At 58.4% G+C, this 14,938-nt stretch carries 15 protein-coding genes; 14 read left to right on the top strand and 1 reads right to left on the bottom strand.

The annotated features are described in order from the left end of the window. Positions 1-27: 27 nt before the first annotated feature. From rplO to dsbD, 10 genes are all read left to right on the top strand, one after another. Positions 28-459, top strand: a complete 432-nt coding sequence (gene rplO, locus ACL9RI_RS13665) for a 50S ribosomal protein L15 (protein WP_183680786.1) — start codon at positions 28-30, stop codon at positions 457-459. Between the two features lie 32 nt (positions 460-491). Next, complete coding sequence (gene secY / locus ACL9RI_RS13660; RefSeq protein WP_422727106.1) at positions 492-1,826, top strand: preprotein translocase subunit SecY; 1,335 nt, start codon at positions 492-494, stop codon at positions 1,824-1,826. An 18-nt stretch (positions 1,827-1,844) separates the two neighbouring features. Beyond that, a complete protein-coding gene (gene infA / locus ACL9RI_RS13655; protein ID WP_005663428.1) occupies positions 1,845-2,063 on the top strand; it encodes a translation initiation factor IF-1 in 219 nt (72 codons plus the stop codon). A gap of 42 nt (positions 2,064-2,105) precedes the next feature. Further along, the gene (rpmJ, locus tag ACL9RI_RS13650; protein WP_119811791.1) at positions 2,106-2,219 is read left to right on the top strand and encodes a 50S ribosomal protein L36; all 114 of its coding nucleotides are present in this window, start codon (positions 2,106-2,108) and stop codon (positions 2,217-2,219) included. A 14-nt stretch (positions 2,220-2,233) separates the two neighbouring features. Then, the gene (gene rpsM / locus ACL9RI_RS13645) at positions 2,234-2,599 is read left to right on the top strand and encodes a 30S ribosomal protein S13 (protein WP_046681666.1); all 366 of its coding nucleotides are present in this window, start codon (positions 2,234-2,236) and stop codon (positions 2,597-2,599) included. 17 nt (positions 2,600-2,616) lie between these two features. Continuing rightward, the gene (gene rpsK / locus ACL9RI_RS13640) at positions 2,617-3,021 is read left to right on the top strand and encodes a 30S ribosomal protein S11 (RefSeq protein ID WP_010394475.1); all 405 of its coding nucleotides are present in this window, start codon (positions 2,617-2,619) and stop codon (positions 3,019-3,021) included. A gap of 256 nt (positions 3,022-3,277) precedes the next feature. Next, complete coding sequence (rpsD, locus tag ACL9RI_RS13635; RefSeq protein WP_183680784.1) at positions 3,278-3,901, top strand: 30S ribosomal protein S4; 624 nt, start codon at positions 3,278-3,280, stop codon at positions 3,899-3,901. Between the two features lie 102 nt (positions 3,902-4,003). Beyond that, the gene (locus tag ACL9RI_RS13630) at positions 4,004-4,981 is read left to right on the top strand and encodes a DNA-directed RNA polymerase subunit alpha (RefSeq protein ID WP_008444343.1); all 978 of its coding nucleotides are present in this window, start codon (positions 4,004-4,006) and stop codon (positions 4,979-4,981) included. A gap of 143 nt (positions 4,982-5,124) precedes the next feature. Continuing rightward, the gene (gene rplQ, locus ACL9RI_RS13625) at positions 5,125-5,517 is read left to right on the top strand and encodes a 50S ribosomal protein L17 (protein WP_422727105.1); all 393 of its coding nucleotides are present in this window, start codon (positions 5,125-5,127) and stop codon (positions 5,515-5,517) included. A 176-nt stretch (positions 5,518-5,693) separates the two neighbouring features. After that, positions 5,694-7,646 carry a protein-disulfide reductase DsbD gene (gene dsbD, locus ACL9RI_RS13620; RefSeq protein ID WP_422727104.1) on the top strand — a complete coding sequence of 651 codons (1,953 nt, stop codon included), beginning with the start codon at positions 5,694-5,696 and terminating at the stop codon, positions 7,644-7,646. 77 nt (positions 7,647-7,723) lie between these two features. Here dsbD and ACL9RI_RS13615 read toward each other — a convergent pair whose 3' ends face one another. After that, positions 7,724-8,248, bottom strand: a complete 525-nt coding sequence (locus ACL9RI_RS13615; protein ID WP_422727103.1) for a Spy/CpxP family protein refolding chaperone — start codon at positions 8,246-8,248, stop codon at positions 7,724-7,726. 185 nt (positions 8,249-8,433) lie between these two features. On the opposite strand from ACL9RI_RS13615, the gene ACL9RI_RS13610 reads away from it, so the two are divergent. From ACL9RI_RS13610 to ACL9RI_RS13595, 4 genes are all read left to right on the top strand, one after another. Then, on the top strand, positions 8,434-9,162 hold the full coding sequence (locus ACL9RI_RS13610) for a response regulator (protein ID WP_183736994.1): 729 nt from the start codon (positions 8,434-8,436) through the stop codon (positions 9,160-9,162). Beyond that, on the top strand, positions 9,159-10,517 hold the full coding sequence (locus ACL9RI_RS13605) for an ATP-binding protein (protein ID WP_422727102.1): 1,359 nt from the start codon (positions 9,159-9,161) through the stop codon (positions 10,515-10,517). The genes ACL9RI_RS13610 and ACL9RI_RS13605 overlap by 4 nt, the downstream gene beginning before the upstream one ends. An 86-nt stretch (positions 10,518-10,603) precedes the next feature. Continuing rightward, entirely contained in the window at positions 10,604-11,779 is a 1,176-nt protein-coding gene (locus tag ACL9RI_RS13600) for an efflux RND transporter periplasmic adaptor subunit (RefSeq protein WP_422727101.1), read from the top strand. Then, on the top strand, positions 11,776-14,886 hold the full coding sequence (locus ACL9RI_RS13595; RefSeq protein ID WP_422727100.1) for an efflux RND transporter permease subunit: 3,111 nt from the start codon (positions 11,776-11,778) through the stop codon (positions 14,884-14,886). The genes ACL9RI_RS13600 and ACL9RI_RS13595 overlap by 4 nt, the downstream gene beginning before the upstream one ends. Positions 14,887-14,938: the final 52 nt, after the last annotated feature.

Below are 14,938 nucleotides of genomic sequence, written 5' to 3'. Positions count from 1 at the left end.
TTCGGGCTTACACGAACGGAGCAAATCATGGAATTGAATACTATTGCACCAGCCGAAGGCGCTAAGCACTACAAGCGTCGCGTCGGTCGCGGTATCGGCTCCGGCCTGGGTAAAACCTCGGGTCGCGGTCACAAAGGTCAGAAATCGCGTTCGGGCGGCTTTCATAAAGTCGGTTTCGAAGGCGGTCAAATGCCTCTGCAACGCCGTCTGCCTAAGCGTGGTTTCAAATCGCTGAACGCCACCTTCAAAGCTGAAGTGCGTTTGTCCGATCTGAACAACCTGGCTGTTGGCGAAGTCGACATTCTGGTCTTGAAGCAAGCTGGCGTTCTGGGCGTGTTGGCCCGTGACGTGCGCGTGATCTTGTCCGGCGAAATCACCAAAGCGGTGAATTTGAAGGGCTTGAAAGTGTCCGCTGGCGCGAAAGCAGCCATCGAAGCAGCCGGCGGCTCAGTAGCCTGAGTTGACCGCTAACAGCTTGATCGGAGCGAAAATTGGCGACTAATCCACAACTTGCTAAAAGTGCAGCGGCCGGTTTCCCTTGGGGACGGCTCTGGTTTTTGCTTGGCGCATTGGTGGTTTACCGTATCGGAGCTCATGTCCCGGTTCCCGGGATTGATCCGACACAATTAGCCGCGCTGTTCAAGGAGCACGAAGGCGGCGTCCTGGGCATGTTCAACATGTTCTCGGGCGGTGCCTTGTCTCGTTTTACAGTGTTTGCGTTAGGTATCATGCCTTATATCTCGGCCTCGATCATCATGCAGTTGCTGTCGATCGTGTCACCGCAGATGGAAGCGTTGAAAAAAGAAGGCGAAGCAGGCCGTCGCAAGATCACCCAGTACACCCGGTATTTCACGGTGGCCCTGGCCCTGTTTCAAGCGTTGGGCATTGCAGTCGCACTGGAGTCGCAAGCTGGTCTGGTATTGGAGCCTGGTCTTGCATTCCGCTTCGTAACGGTCGTCACTTTGTTGACCGGAACAATGTTCTTGATGTGGTTGGGTGAGCAGATTACCGAGCGTGGCTTGGGTAATGGCATCTCGATCATCATTTTTGCCGGGATTGCAGCAGGTCTGCCTTCCGCATTGGGCGGTTTGTTCAGCCTGGTGTCGAATGGTTCGATCGGCAGCTTGGGCGCGATCTTCATCGTGATCCTGGTGGCACTGGTAACGTTCTTCGTCGTATTTGTCGAACGCGGTCAGCGCAAGATCTTGGTCAATTATGCGAAGCGCCAGGTAGGCAACAAGATTTATGGCGGTCAAACCAGCCATTTGCCGTTGAAGCTGAACATGGCCGGCGTGATCCCGCCGATCTTTGCTTCTTCGATCATCTTGTTCCCAGCCACTATCGTGGACTGGTTTTCAAAGGGCGCCGATAACGCTAACCCTGCGGTGCGGTTCTTGAAAGATTTGGCAGCATCGATGGGGCCTGGTGAGCCTATCCATGCGCTGTTGTACGCAGTGGCGATCGTGTTTTTCTGCTTCTTCTATACCGCACTGGTATTTAACAGCAAGGAAACAGCGGATAACTTGAAGAAAAGCGGTGCGTTCATTCCCGGGATTCGTCCAGGCGAGCAGACAGCCCGTTACATCGACAAGATCCTGACACGCTTGACACTTGCCGGCGCAGTCTACATCACCCTGGTATGTTTATTGCCGGAATTTATGCAAGCCCAGTGGAAAGTACCATTCTATTTCGGCGGTACTTCTTTATTGATTATTGTAGTTGTCACCATGGATTTCATGGCGCAAGTACAGAACTACGTGATGTCGCAGCAATATGATTCGCTGCTGCGCAAAGCAAATTTCAAGGGCGGAATTCCGACGCGTTAAGCGCGGTAAACACACCGAATGGCAAAAGACGACGTCATACAGATGCAAGGCGAGATTCTTGAGAATCTCCCAAATGCAACATTTCGAGTGAAGCTGGAGAACGGACACGTGGTGCTCGGGCATATTTCAGGTAAAATGCGGATGAATTATATTCGCATTCTCCCTGGAGACAAGGTGACGGTGGAGTTGACGCCGTACGACCTGAGCCGAGCCCGCATTGTGTTCCGTACCAAGTAACACACTGAATCAAACCAAAGAAGCGAAAGAAAGAGCCCTAAAATGAAAGTTCTCGCATCAGTCAAGCGGATCTGCCGCAACTGCAAAGTCATCAAGCGCAAAGGCGTAGTTCGCGTTATCTGCGTAGAACCACGTCACAAGCAGCGTCAAGGTTAATCGAGGAATAACAAATGGCACGTATTGCAGGGGTTAATATCCCAAATCATCAGCATACCGTTATCGGCTTGACAGCCATCTACGGTGTGGGCCGTCCACGCGCAGAGAAAATCTGTGCATCGACCGGTGTAGCAACCAACAAAAAGATCAAAGATCTGGACGACAGCGAACTGGAAAAGCTGCGCGATGAAGTAGGTAAATTCATCGTTGAAGGCGATCTGCGTCGTGAACTCTCGATGAACATCAAGCGTTTGATGGATCTGGGTTGCTACCGCGGCATGCGTCATCGCAAGGGTCTGCCTTGCCGTGGCCAGCGTACGCGTACGAACGCACGTACCCGCAAGGGACCGCGTAAAGCCGCTCAATCGCTGAAAAAATAATCCGCTAGGGAATAATTATGGCTAAGTCGCAAAATAACGCCGCATCAGCACGCGTGCGTAAAAAAGTTAAAAAGAACGTCGCTGAAGGCATCGCACATGTCCACGCATCGTTCAATAACACCATCATTACCATCACCGATCGTCAAGGCAATGCCTTGTCGTGGGCTACTTCGGGCGGTGCAGGCTTCAAGGGTTCGCGTAAATCGACCCCATTTGCAGCGCAGGTCGCCGCAGAAGCCGCTGGTAAAGTTGCTGTTGAGTGTGGCGTAAAGAACCTGGAAGTGCGTATCAAGGGCCCAGGTCCTGGTCGTGAATCCGCCGTTCGCGCGCTGAACAACCTGGGCATCAAGATCACCGAGATCCAGGACGTGACGCCGGTACCGCACAACGGTTGCCGTCCACCGAAACGTCGTCGTATCTAAGACAGTGTTGCAGAGGGCGCCTCGGCGCCAGCTGCTTTGCTGTTTGCAGTAACTCAGTACAGTTGTGTGAAAACGCTGGAGCAGGGAGCCGGAAACGGTTATACTGCCCGGCTGTTCTTGCCTGTCAAATCCTGTTTGACGGGTTTTTCGTTTTCAGCCACCGTCTGATTGAAACCAAATCAGACTAGCGCCTAACCGCATCAGTGTGTTTGATCATGCATGTGGCTGGGGCGTTATCATTTAAAAAGGAAGTATCGTGGCACGTTATATCGGACCTAAAGCAAAACTTTCCCGCCGTGAAGGTACAGACCTGTTCCTGAAGAGCGCCCGCCGCTCGCTGGATAGCAAGTGCAAACTGGACGTCAAGCCAGGCCAACACGGTGTTAAATCCGGCGCCCGCACCTCGGACTACGGTAACCAACTGCGCGAAAAGCAAAAAGTAAAACGCATGTACGGCGTGCTGGAACGTCAATTCCGCCGCTACTTCGCTGAAGCAGACCGTCGTAAAGGCAACACCGGCGAAACGCTGTTGAAGTTGCTGGAAACGCGTCTGGACAACGTTTGCTACCGCATGGGCTTTGGCTCGACCCGCGCTGAAGCGCGTCAACTGGTCAGCCACAAAGCGTTCACCGTGAACGGTATCGTTGTGAACATCGCTTCGTACTCGGTCAAAGTAGGCGACGTTGTTGCTGTTCGTGAAAAATCGAAAAAGCAAGTGCGTATCGTTGAAGCACTGTCGCTGGCTGAACAAGTTGGTATGCCTAGCTGGGTTTCGGTTGATGCCAAGAAAATGGAAGGTACCTTCAAGTCCCTGCCAGAGCGTAACGAAATCGCTAACGACGTCAACGAATCGCTGATCGTCGAGCTGTACTCGCGTTAATAGTAGTTAGCAAGACTCCCGCCCACTCAGTCGAGTGGGCGTTTTACTAATGCCATCAGCCTTATCGGTGTAATGAGCCGAGGGTATTGAAAAGGACATTTCATGCAAAACAGTTTGTTGAAGCCACGTATTATCGATGTAGAGGCGCTGGGCGCCGGCCACGCTAAAGTAGTGATGGAGCCGTTCGAACGCGGCTATGGCCATACATTGGGTAACGCGTTGCGCCGCGTCTTGCTGTCGTCGATGGTGGGCTACGCGCCGACCGAAGTGACGATCGCTGGCGTCGTACACGAATATTCTTCCCTCGATGGCGTGCAAGAAGACGTCGTCGATCTGTTGCTGAACTTGAAGGGTGTGGTTTTCAAAGTCCACAACCGCGATTCCGTAACGCTGACACTGAAAAAAGAAGGCGAAGGCGCCATCCTGGCCTCCGACATCGACCTGCCGCATGACGTCGAACTGATCAACCCTGACCACGTGATCGCCCACCTGACCGCTGGTGGCAAGCTGGACATGCAGATCAAGGTTGAAAAAGGCCGCGGCTACGTTCCTGGTAACGTGCGTCGCCTGTCGGAAGACACGAATAAAACCATCGGCCGCATTATCCTGGACGCATCGTTCTCGCCAGTGCGCCGTGTATCGTACTTCGTTGAATCGGCGCGCGTTGAACAGCGTACCGACCTGGACAAGCTGATCATCAACATCGAAACCAACGGCGTGATCTCGCCGGAAGAAGCGATCCGTCAATCGGCCCGCGTGCTGGTCGACCAGTTGAATGTGTTCGCTGCCCTGGAAGGCACGGAAGCGGCCGCCGAAGCGCCATCGCGCGCTCCGCTGGTCGATCCTATCCTGTTGCGTCCAGTCGATGACCTGGAGTTGACCGTGCGTTCGGCAAACTGCCTGAAAGCGGAAAACATCTACTACATCGGCGACCTGATCCAACGTTCGGAAAACGAACTGCTGAAAACGCCAAATCTGGGCCGCAAGTCCCTGAACGAAATCAAGGAAGTGCTGGCATCGCGCGGCTTGACCTTGGGCATGAAGCTGGAAAACTGGCCGCCTGCCGGCCTGGAAAAGTAATACGTAGTTGTAGCAAACTGCCTGGGACAGGTGTCCCAGGCTTTTATTTTTGAAGTACCCAACCGGTCCGCGGCTGATGAAGACGACAGTCTGTTTCAGCCGATCGAAGAACTGGATTAAAACTCTCACCGAAAGGATTTATCATGCGTCATGGTCACGGCCTCCGTAAACTGAATCGTACCTCGTCCCACCGTCTGGCAATGCTGCGCAACATGACAGTATCGCTGCTGCGTCACGAAGCGATCAAAACCACCCTGCCAAAAGCGAAAGAACTGCGCCGCGTTGTTGAGCCAATTCTGACCCTGGGCAAAACCGACACCCTGGCAAACAAACGTCTGGCATTCAGCCGGCTGCGCGACCGCGAAATCGTCGTCAAACTGTTCGCTGAACTGGGCCCACGTTTTGCCAACCGTAACGGTGGTTATGTACGTATCCTGAAAATGGGTTTCCGCGTCGGCGACAACGCTCCTATGGCTTTTGTTGAGCTGATGGATCGTCCAGACACGACCGAAGCTGTTGAAGTCGCTGGCGAGTAATCGCTGAGCAACAACTGCAGTATTGAAAGCCAGGCCTAGCCTGGCTTTTTTGTTTTCTACTGCACTCATCCTTGCTGCAGTGTACTATTCTCCTTTCGCGCCGGCCCCTCGTACGACCTCCGCCTTGTACTCTTGTTCCGCGCGTCTCCTGTCAAATGGTAGATAAAAGGTAGTCCATGTCCCGTTTCCCCCGCCACGCCGCCGCGCGCGCTTCCTCACTCCTGCAACTGATGATGGCCTGGCTGAGCGCCAGCCTGGTCCTGGCCATGCTGATCTTTGGCGCCGGCGCCGCGCATGCCGCCGATGACGAATTCCTTGATCCCGAACTGGCCTTCAAGTTTTCGGCGCGCATGCAAGATCCGTCTACCATTGCCGTGACGTATGAGATTGCCGATGGCTACTATATGTACCGCGAGCATTTCAAGTTCCAGGCCGTGAATGGCAAGCTGGGTGCGCCGGTGTATCCGGCCGGCAAGGTCAAATTCGACGAGACGTTCCAGAAAAAAGTGGAAACCTATCGCCACAGCGTGACCATTACCATTCCCGTCGAGGCGGCAGGCGCGTTCACCCTGAAAGTCACGGGCCAGGGCTGTTCCGACAAGGGGCTGTGTTATGCGCCGCAGGATGCGCAAGCCCAGTTGGTGGGTAGTGGTGGCGGCCAAAGCGTGGCGCCTGGCGCCGTAGCCTCGAAATTTGCCTTGCCAGCCGCACCGGCGGTCGATACGGCCGCCGTGAATGGTCCGCAGGCGCAAGCCTCGCCTGGCGTATCCGTGCTGAGCATTCCACAAGCCGACATCACCAGCACGCCGGACGCCGCGCCGTCCGCTGCGGTAGTCAGTACCGCTGCCGCGCCGGCTGGCGAGATGGGCAAGATCGAATCGGCCCTGAAAGGCGGCAAGCTGCTGGTGATCGTACCCCTGTTCATGCTGCTGGGCCTGGGCCTGGCATTTACGCCGTGCGTGTTGCCGATGGTGCCGATCCTGTCGTCGATCATCGTCGGCGATGGCGCCAAGGTCAGCCGCACGCGCGGCTTGCTGCTGTCGCTGACCTATGCGCTGGGCATGGCGATCGTCTATACGGCGCTGGGCGTGGCGGCGGGCCTGGCCGGCGAAGGCCTGGCGGCCAAGCTGCAAAACCCGTGGGTGCTCGGTTGCTTTGCCTTGCTGATGGCGGGCCTGTCGCTGTCCATGTTCGGTTTCTATGAATTGCAAGTACCGGCATTCCTGCAAGGCAAGCTCACTTCCGTATCGAATAATCAATCCTCGGGCCGCCTGGCCGGCGTGTTCGTGATGGGCGCCATTTCCGCGCTGATCGTGGGACCTTGCGTGGCAGCACCGCTGGCCGGCGCCTTGTTGTACATCAGCCAGACGCGCGATGTCGTCATCGGCGGCAGCGCCCTGTTTGCGATGGCGGTCGGCATGAGCGTGCCATTGATCCTGGTCGGCGTGTCGGCCGGTACCTTGCTGCCGCGCGCCGGCGCCTGGATGGATGCCGTCAAACGCTTCTTTGGCGTGCTGCTGCTGGGCGTGGCCTGGTGGCTGGTGTCGCCTGTCCTGCCGGGCGCAGTGCAGATGCTGGGCTGGACGGTACTGTTCATCGGCTACGGCATGTATGTGCTGACCGGCCAGAGCACCGGCAAAAACGCCTGGGTCGGCAAGGCGATCGCACTGGCCATTACCGTGCTGGGCGCCTTGCAGCTGGTGGGCGTGGCCAGCGGCGGGCGCGACCCGCTGTCGCCACTGTCGCACCTGGGCGGTGGCCAGGCGGCCCATGAACAAACCTTCGTGCGCATCAAGACCGTGGCGCAGCTCGACGCCGCGCTGGCCCAATTGAATGGCAAGACGGCCTTGCTGGACTTTTATGCGGACTGGTGTGTGTCCTGCAAGGAAATGGAAAAGCTGACCTTTACGGCACCTGCCGTGCGCGACAAGATGGCGCAATCGGTCTTGCTGCAAGTCGACGTGACGGCCAACGATGCGGACGACAAAGCCATGCTGAAACGCTTCCAGCTGTTTGGCCCGCCGGGCATCATCATGTTTAATCCGCAGGGACAAGAGATTGCGCACTCGCGCGTGATCGGCTTCCAGAACGCCGACACTTTCCTCGCTTCCCTGTCCAAGCTGAACTGAGTGTAAGCATCCACTCTCGCTGAAAATAAGAAAAGGCCTGCATGACAGGCCTTTTCTTTTACTGTGCAGCTGACCGATTAGCCGGCTGGATGCTGCATGCCGCCACGGCGATGGCCGTGCCAGCCAGCATGTTTGCCGCCTGGAACACTGTCATCAAACACTTTTTGCTGTTCCGGCGTCAGGACTGCGTAGAACGTTTTCAGCGAGGCCAGACGGTTTTCCTGGTTGGCAATGCGCTCTTTCGACAGGGCGATCCATTGCTCCAGGCGTTCAGGTGCCGACAGCTTGGCAAACGCTTCACGCTTGGCTTTCCAGTCGCCGCTTGGCGCTTTCGGCGCATTGGCCGCCGTGAAAGTGGCCCAGGCCGGTTCTTGCGCGGCGGTCAGTTTCAGTTTGTCATGCAGGCGTGCCTGGTATTTGGCCATGCGTTCGGCAGGATTGCCACCGCGGTGCCCGCCATGCTGGCCTGCAACATTGGCGCTGGCGGCAGGTGCGCCGGCGGCTGCTTCCTGGGCGTGGACGGTCAGCGATGCGGCACCCATGCCGAGCACGCTCATGGCGATGATCAATTTTTTGCTTAGGCTATTAAATGAGGTGTTCATCTTGATTCCTTTATAATTGAGAAGATGTACATGTCAGTGCACATGAATCCATGTTGAATGGTGCATGTTTCAATGAAGTGTCCAGTCCCCGACAGTTTGTATCTATATGTTTCGTCGGGTCTTCTATATACAAGACGATACAAATGCACTGTGCAGAGGGGGCTGAAGTGGGGATAATTCGTTACATGGAACCCACTTCTACAATTCTTATCGTCGACGACGACCGCGACATTCGGACCTTGCTGGCCGATTATCTGGAAACGAACGCCTATCGCACCCTGGGCGCGGCCGATGGCACTGCCATGTGGAAAGTTCTCGATGAAACACGTCCGGACCTGATCGTGCTCGATTTGAACTTGCCCGGCGACGATGGCCTGACCCTGTGCCGCAAGCTGCGCGCGCAATCGGCCGTGCCCGTGATTATGTTGACGGCGCGCAACGAGCCGCTGGACCGTATCCTGGGCCTGGAAATGGGTGCCGACGATTATTTGCCGAAGCCGTTCGAGCCGCGTGAATTGCTGGCCCGCATACGCAGCGTATTGCGCCGCAGCCACGCCATGCCATCGAATGCCCCGTCGGACAAGGCACAGCAGATCCGTTTCTCGGGCTGGACCCTGGACTTGACGGCGCGCCATCTGCTCAATCCCAGCGGCCTGGTGATCATGCTGTCGGGCGCTGAATTCCGTTTGCTGCGGGTATTCCTCGAGCATCCCAACCGCGTGCTGAACCGCGATCAGCTGCTGAACCTGACGCAAGGGCGCGATGCCGACCCGTTCGACCGCTCGATCGATATCCAGATCAGCCGCCTGCGCCAAAAACTGGGCGAGGATGCGCGCTTGCCGCAAATTATCAAAACCGTCCGCAATGGTGGGTATGTCCTGGCAGGCCAGGTGAATGTGGAGCCCCACGCATGAGGGCCTTCTTTGGCTCGATGACAGGACGTGTATTCATGGTGCTGCTGTTCGGTGTGGTCGCTTCGGCCGCGCTGACACAGTGGCTGGCCGTGGGCGAACGCCAGCGGGCGCTGGAGCAATACCGCGATTTCCATGCCGTTGAACGGGCTGAGCAGCTAGTGATGGCGGCCGACGTGGTGCCGCTGGCGTCGCGCGCCGCCTATCTGAAAGTCGCCAACAAGGGCAGCGTGCGCCTGGAACTGCGTCCCGAGGCAGAACAGCCGCCGGGCCAGGCCACGGAATTTTCCACCGCCCTGCAAGCCAAGCTGGGCGAGGCGTTTAAAGTTACCCCATTGGCCGAGCGCCCGGCAGCCTGCGCCAGGCCGCGCAAGCCAGCGGGTTTGTTTGCGCCCAAGCAATGGGGTGGCACCTGTGAAAACCTCGATGTGCGCATGCAGGACGGCCATGTGCTGCGCCTGCTGGTCTTGCCGCCGCGCCAGCAGCCACCATTTGGCGAGCACAGCGACTGGGTCACCTTGCTGCCATTCCTGATCAGCATCGCCATCCTCGCCTATCTGGTCACGCGCATGACCATGCGCCCGCTCAAGCAGCTGGCGCAGGCGGCGAAAGACCTGGGTAATGACATCAACCATCCGCCGCTGGCCCTGTCGGGCGCCAGCGAGATCCGCCAGGCCAGCGCCGCCTTCAACGCCATGCAGGCGCGCATCCGCCAGCACATTTTCCAGCGCACGCAAATGCTGGCCGCCATCACGCATGACTTGCAGACGCCGCTTACGCGCCTGCGCTTGCGCCTGGAAAAAGTGGCCGATTCGGAACTGTATGACCGCCTGGTGGGCGACTTGTCGGCCATGCAAAGCATGGTCAAGGAAGGGCTGGACCTGGCCCGCTCGATGGACAGTACGGAAGCGATGCAGGCGCTCGATCTCGATTCCCTGCTCGACAGCGTGTGTTCGGATGCCACCGATGCAGGCCAGAAGGTGACCCTGGCCGGCCATGCTGGCATGGCCCTGATGGGGCGGCCGATTGCCATGCGCCGCTGCCTGGTGAACCTGATCGACAATGCCGTCAAATATGGCCAGTATGCGCAGGTCACGGTCGAGCGCATCACGGGCGCGGCACGCATCCGTATCCGTGACGGCGGGCCCGGCATTGCACCGGACCAGCTGGCCAAGGTATTTGAACCGTTTTACCGCATCGAAACCTCGCGCTCGCGTGAGTCGGGCGGTACCGGGCTGGGCTTGACGATCGCCCGCAACATCGCCGAGCAGCACGGCGCCACCGTTTTGTTGTCCAACCATGTCGATGGCGGATTGGAAGTCACGCTGATTGTGCCGCAATATTACGCAGGAAAGTGATGCTTTTCATGCGACAATATTGCGCTTAATGCCACGTGGCAATTAATTCAATCTGCGGCCCCGCGTCGCGACAGCGTGACGGAATAATGAAAAAAACTAGCCTGGTAATCCTGGTGGGTGCGGCCCTGTGTATCGGTGGCGGCATCTGGTATTTCAATCATCAGTCTGGCGCAGCGCCTGGCGGCCAGGGCGGCAAGGCAGGGCAGGCGCCGACCACGGTCAGCGTGGTGAAGCCATTGCGCCAGGACGTGCCGATGGTGTTGCAAGCCAATGGCAGCGTGATGCCGATCAGCAGCGTCGAACTGCATCCGCAAACCACCAGCACCATCACCAAGGTGCATATCCGCGAAGGCCAGTTCGTCAAGCAGGGCGAGCTGATGTTTACGCTGGACGCCCGCAGCGAACACGCAAATGTCGAGAAGGCCCAGGCGCAAGTGTTGCGCGACCGCGCTTCGGTGCTGGACTTCGAACGCCAGCTCAAGCGCAGCCAAGACTTGCTGAGCAAGAATTTCATCGCCCAGGGCGCCGTCGATACCCTGCAAAGCCAGCTCGATGCGGCACGCGCCTTGCTGGCAGCGGACCAGGCCGCCCTGCGCGCGGCCCAGGTCGATTCCAGCTACACCGTGCTGCGCGCCCCGCAAGCGGGCCGCGTGGGCGGCATCGGCGTGTATCCGGGCAGCCTGGTGCAGCCGACCATGTCCTTGACCAGCATTACCCAGCTCGACCCGATCGACGTATCGTTTACCTTGCCGGAAAGCAGCCTGTCGGGCTTGCTGGCGGCGCAAAAGGCGGGCGACGTGCCCGTTGCCGCGCTATTGTCGGATGCGGGCGGCAAACAGCTCCAGGGCAAGCTCAGCTTTATCGACAATGCCGTTGATCCTGCTACCGGCGTGATCAAGGTCAAGGCCCGTTTCAATAATGGCGGCACCGACTTGTGGCCAGGCCAGTACGTCAATACGCAGCTGACCGTGCATACCTTGAAAGATGCGCTGGTGATACCGCAAAACGCCATCATCACCACCACCGCCGGCACTTTTGTATATTCGATGGAAGCAGACAACACGGCCAAGATGCGCACGATCACCCGCGTGTATGCATTTGGCTTGAACGCTGTCGTCACCGGCTTGACCGGCGATGAAAAGGTGGTCGTCGATGGCAAGCAAAACTTGCGTCCGGGCAGCAAGCTGCGGCTGGCCGAACAACACAAGGCAGGGGCCGGCGCTGAACCGGTGGCCAGCACAGTGTCGGGCAAAGCAGCATGAATTTATCCGAACTGAGCATTCGCCGCCCCGTCATGGTGGTGCTGCTGTCCCTGACGGTCATCCTGGCAGGCGTGCTGGCCTATGGCAAGATTCCAGTGGCGGCGTTGCCGAGCTATAACACGCCCGTCATCAACGTCAGCGCCGACCTGGCCGGCGCCAGTCCCGACACGATGGCCTCGTCGGTGGCCTTGCCGCTGGAAAAGCAGTTTTCCACGATCGCCGGCCTGAGCCTGATCACGTCCACCAGTACCCTGGGCAATACCTCGCTGACCCTGGAATTCGACCCCAGCATCAACGTCAATGAAGCAGCGGTCGACGTGCAGGCGGCCTTGCTGCGCGCGCAGCGCCAGTTGCCCACGGAAATGACGGACTTGCCGTCTTACCGCAAGGTCAATCCGGCCGATGCGCCGGTGCTGTTCATCCAGATGACCTCGCCATCGCTGAACTTGTCCGATCTCAACGATTACGCGGAAAACCTGATCGCGCCCAGCCTGTCTACCCTGCCTGGCGTAGCCCAGGTCAGCGTGAATGGCCAGAAGCGCTTTGCCGTGCGCGTGCGCGCCCGTTCCGACATGATGAACGCGCGTAACCTGACGATGGACGAGCTGGCGGCAGCCTTGCGTACCGCCAACACGAATTCGCCGCTGGGCATTTTGGATGGACCCAGCCAGACTTTGACCATCCAGGGCAATCCGCAAATGATGAAGGCGGCCGATTTTGCCGAACTGATTGTTGCCACCCGTAATGGCCAGCCCGTGCGCCTGAAAGAGGTGGCCGAGGTGGAAGACAGTTTTCAATCGATCAAGGCGGCCGGCAGTTTTAACGGCGAGCGCTCGATCAGCCTGATGGTGCAGCGCCAACCGGACGCCAATACGGTGCAGGTGGTCGATGGCGTGCGCAAACTCTTGCCTGGTTTCAAGGCGCAATTGCCGCAATCGATACAGATCAGCCTGGTTAACGACCGCTCCTTGTCGATCCGCGAAGCGATCCACGACGTCAACCTGACCCTGGCGCTGACGGTGATCCTGGTGGTGCTGGTGATTTTCCTGTTCCTGCACCGTGTCGCCGCCACCTTCATTCCCGCCGTCACCATGCCGATCTCGCTGCTGGGCGCGCTGGCCCTGCTGTACTGGCTCGGTTATAGCCTCGATAACGTGTCCCTGCTGGGCATCACCCTGGCCGTGGGCCTGGTGGTCGATGACGCCATCGTGGTGCTGGAAAACATCGTGCGCCATATCGAGATGGGCAAGAAGCCGATCCAGGCGGCGCTGGTGGGCGCGAAGGAAATGGGTTTTACCATCATTTCGATTTCCGTCTCGCTGGTGGCCGTGTTCATTCCGATCTTCTTCATGCCGGGCGTGATTGGTTTACTGTTCCATGAATTCGCCGTCGTCGTTTCGCTGTCGATCCTGGTCTCGGCCATCGTCTCGCTGACCCTGGTGCCGATGCTGGCCAGCCGCTTCTTGCCGGCCGATTCGCGCGAACACCACGGCGACGAAGCGGGCCATGGCGAAATGACGTTTATCGGCCGCCACTTCGAGGCGGGCTTTACGCGCTTGCGCAATGGCTATGTGCGGCTGCTCGACCTGGCGCTGGGCCACCGCAACGTGGTGCTGTTGATTGCCGTGGGCACGTTTGCCCTGACGGTGGTGTTGTACGCCACCATCCCGAAAGGTTTCTTCCCGGAAGAAGACCTGGGCCAGATCCAGGTCAATACGGAAGCCTCGGAAGATATTTCATCGGAGGCGCTGCAAGCCCTGCAAGGCCGGGTGGCCGCCGTGCTCAAGGCCGATCCCAGCGTGCAGGACGTGACCTCGTTTGTGGGCGGCGGCAATACGGGCCGCATGTTCATGGTCTTGAAACCGCGCAGCGAACGGCCGAAAATGCCGGTGGTGCTGGAAAACCTGCGCCGCGCGAGCAGTACCGTGCCCGGCATGGCCGTGTATTTCCGTCCCGTGCAAAACTTGCAGCTGGGCGGGCGCCAGAGTAAAAGCCGTTATCAATACACCTTGCAAAGCGTCAGCCCCGATGCGCTCAATGACTGGGCCGAGAAATTTATTGCCGGCATGCGCGCCGATCCGGCCTTCCGCGACGTCACCAGCGATTCGCAGATCAAGGGGCTGCAGGCTTCCTTGAAAATCGACCGCGACAAGGCCAATATGCTGGGCGTGCAAATGTCTGATATCCGCACGGCCCTGTACAGCGCCTTTGGCGAACGGCAAGTGTCGACCATCTATTCCTCGGCCGCCAGCTATTACGTGATCCTGGAAGCGGCCACGCCGGACCGCCAGTACGACGATGCCTTGACGCGCGTCTCCGTGCGCAGCAAGTCGGGCGAACTGGTGAAACTGTCCTCGATTGCCCATGTGGAACGCACCATCGGCCCCACGGCCGTCAATCACCAGGGGCAGCTGCAGGCCGTGACGATCGCCTTCAACCTGGCGCCGGACGTGCCGCTGGGTATCGCTACCGGCAAGATCGATGTGCTGGGCAAGGAAATGAGCTTGCCGCCGACCATCATCACGCGCTACGGCGGCGATGCTGCCGTATTCCAGGATTCGCAAGCGAGCCAGATTATCCTGATCATTGCGGCGCTGGCCGTGATCTATGTGCTGCTGGGCGTCTTGTATGAAAGCTATATTCACCCGCTGACCATCCTGGCCGGCCTGCCATCGGCCGCCGTGGGCGCGCTGCTGACCCTGCGCCTGTTCGGCATGGACCTGACCATGATCGCCATCATCGGCATCTTGATGCTGATCGGTATCGTCAAGAAGAACGCCATCATGATGATCGACTTTGCCCTGCATGCGCAGCGCAACGAAGGCATGCGTCCGGCAGAAGCCATCCGCCAGGCGTGTATCCTGCGTTTCCGTCCGATCATGATGACTTCGGCTGCCGCCCTGATGGGCGCCTTGCCGATCGCGCTGGGACTGGGTGCGGGCGCGGAACTGCGCCAGCCGCTGGGCCTGGCGGTGGTGGGAGGCTTGCTGTTTTCGCAAGTGATTACCTTGTTCATTACCCCCGTGATTTATTTGTTCCTCGATAAATACAGCGGTACGGGACCATTGACGGATGAACAATTGCTGGCGCTCGACAGCCAGGCTTAAGCCTGGTCGCGGCGCGGCTGGCGCCCCTTTCTTCATGAACGGGGCGCCATTT

The organism is Janthinobacterium sp. Mn2066 (assembly GCF_049319705.1).
Classification (GTDB): Bacteria; Pseudomonadota; Gammaproteobacteria; order Burkholderiales; family Burkholderiaceae_D; genus Janthinobacterium.
The sequence above is the reverse complement of the archived record's forward strand: the minus strand, read 5'-3'. Positions and strand labels throughout refer to the sequence as shown.

Coding starts and splice junctions, on each gene's coding strand:
- rpsK (WP_010394475.1), top strand. CDS start 2,617: ATGGCTAAGTCGCAAAATAACGCCGCATCAGCACGCGTGCGTAAAAAA.
- ACL9RI_RS13630 (WP_008444343.1), top strand. CDS start 4,004: ATGCAAAACAGTTTGTTGAAGCCACGTATTATCGATGTAGAGGCGCTG.
- dsbD (WP_422727104.1), top strand. CDS start 5,694: ATGTCCCGTTTCCCCCGCCACGCCGCCGCGCGCGCTTCCTCACTCCTG.
- ACL9RI_RS13615 (WP_422727103.1), bottom strand. CDS start 8,248: ATGAACACCTCATTTAATAGCCTAAGCAAAAAATTGATCATCGCCATG.
- infA (WP_005663428.1), top strand. CDS start 1,845: ATGGCAAAAGACGACGTCATACAGATGCAAGGCGAGATTCTTGAGAAT.
- ACL9RI_RS13595 (WP_422727100.1), top strand. CDS start 11,776: ATGAATTTATCCGAACTGAGCATTCGCCGCCCCGTCATGGTGGTGCTG.
- rpsM (WP_046681666.1), top strand. CDS start 2,234: ATGGCACGTATTGCAGGGGTTAATATCCCAAATCATCAGCATACCGTT.
- ACL9RI_RS13600 (WP_422727101.1), top strand. CDS start 10,604: ATGAAAAAAACTAGCCTGGTAATCCTGGTGGGTGCGGCCCTGTGTATC.
- rpmJ (WP_119811791.1), top strand. CDS start 2,106: ATGAAAGTTCTCGCATCAGTCAAGCGGATCTGCCGCAACTGCAAAGTC.
- ACL9RI_RS13605 (WP_422727102.1), top strand. CDS start 9,159: ATGAGGGCCTTCTTTGGCTCGATGACAGGACGTGTATTCATGGTGCTG.
- ACL9RI_RS13610 (WP_183736994.1), top strand. CDS start 8,434: ATGGAACCCACTTCTACAATTCTTATCGTCGACGACGACCGCGACATT.
- rplO (WP_183680786.1), top strand. CDS start 28: ATGGAATTGAATACTATTGCACCAGCCGAAGGCGCTAAGCACTACAAG.
- rplQ (WP_422727105.1), top strand. CDS start 5,125: ATGCGTCATGGTCACGGCCTCCGTAAACTGAATCGTACCTCGTCCCAC.